Origin of the sequence: Colwellia hornerae (assembly GCF_007954355.1) — a bacterium.
In the GTDB taxonomy this organism is placed as follows: Bacteria; Pseudomonadota; Gammaproteobacteria; order Enterobacterales; family Alteromonadaceae; genus Colwellia_A; species Colwellia_A hornerae.
On record NZ_VOLR01000075.1, the window covers coordinates 1 to 1,418 of the forward strand.

The following is a 1,418-nucleotide window of genomic DNA, read 5'->3' on the forward strand; positions in this document are numbered from 1 at the left end:
TAATGCCGTTCACTTAAGGTGAACGGCATTTTTACTTTTAACAGGATATCTATTCTTTGAGCACTTCAGCATTCTCGGATATTGCCGCTCTCGCCTACTGGGTAAAACGAATTGCTTGGCTGACTTTGTAATATTCATTGTGTATTTGGGAATATTGCCTGGCGTACAGAATGACAACTGTGTTAACTCGTGAATAATATGCATAGAAGCGCCATTAAAACTCAGTTGATTTGGGTGTATACCATCGAGCGATTTAGCCATTAATACCATTTGATAGCGGATTAAATTATAAGCCAATAATATACCCCACAGCTCTTGCCTAATAAGCTCTGGTTGATTACTTCGTAAGGTAAAACGATTGTCTAATAGCGACTGTTTCATTTCCCTAAACCCTAGCTCAATCTCCCATCTGTGGGCATATAAATCAACAATATCAGCGGATGGAAAGCGCATCGGATCTGTCATCGATGTGAGTATTTGAAGGTCTTTTCCTTTCACTTTTTTTGTTATAAGTCGCGCTTGCATTGTCTTTGGCAATTCTGGGAACTTTTTTCGTGACTGAGGTGTTGTGGTTAATAGAATTAATTTATCTTGTCTTCCAATGCTTTTGATCACTTCATACTGGGTGTTTTTTTTGAGCGGCATTAACCAATGCCTAGCTTTACCGGTACTTTGCCAACGATGTAACAAGCCTAATGAATAAAAACCGCGGTCGAACAGCGTTAAACTATTATCAGGTGTTTTATCAATTAGCCCTAACGCAAGATTCATCTCATTAACGTCAACACTATCGAAGACACTGTTCGTTAATAAATGGCTGGTGAGTTCCATCTGACACACCATCCGTACTTGGGGGTAACTGGCCTTGCCATGTTGCGTGCCTGTCTTGGCAAATTCCTTATTATTTTCATCAGTATCGGGCGCTCGCCACACAACACCATCAACACCTAAAAGGTTTAAACCACACCACTGACCATGATGAGCATCTTGGTTCCATTGTTGCTGAGTTTGCTGAAATACTGTCTCTATGACTTTGCTGCCGAGTTTTTTTCTCGCTTGCGTAACCGCACTTGATGCTACATAAGGGACTCCACTGGGTAAAATAATATCAAGCTGATTAAGCATTTGGCGCATTGGGAACTTACGAAACAATGCCATACCAATGACAGCCCACACCATATTCTCCATAGGCAGTTTTCGCTTTCGAATGGTAGATATACCGTGCTCTTTAAGTCCAGCACTAATAATTTCTGGGGACAAAATTTCTGCTAGATTTTGGAATTCTGTGACATTATTTGAATTAACTAAAGAAAGAGCGGTAGAAAGTTGCATAAAAAAAATCCAGTGATATTAATCACTGGATTTTGATCTCATTAACAAATTAATCAAGCTATAAATTGCTTAACTGATCGGCATTA

At 39.6% G+C, this 1,418-nt stretch carries 1 protein-coding gene; it reads right to left on the minus strand.

Annotation, left to right across the window (positions count from 1 at the left end; all coding sequences use genetic code 11):
* Positions 1–9 precede the first annotated feature (9 nt).
* Positions 10–1,332, minus strand: coding sequence for an IS4 family transposase (locus ESZ26_RS19000; protein ID WP_146801376.1), 1,323 nt, complete (start codon positions 1,330–1,332; stop codon positions 10–12).
* Positions 1,333–1,418: the final 86 nt, after the last annotated feature.

Excerpts from the sequence above, each read along its gene's own strand:
- ESZ26_RS19000 (WP_146801376.1), bottom strand. The coding sequence starts at position 1,332 with ATGCAACTTTCTACCGCTCTTTCTTTAGTTAATTCAAATAATGTCACA.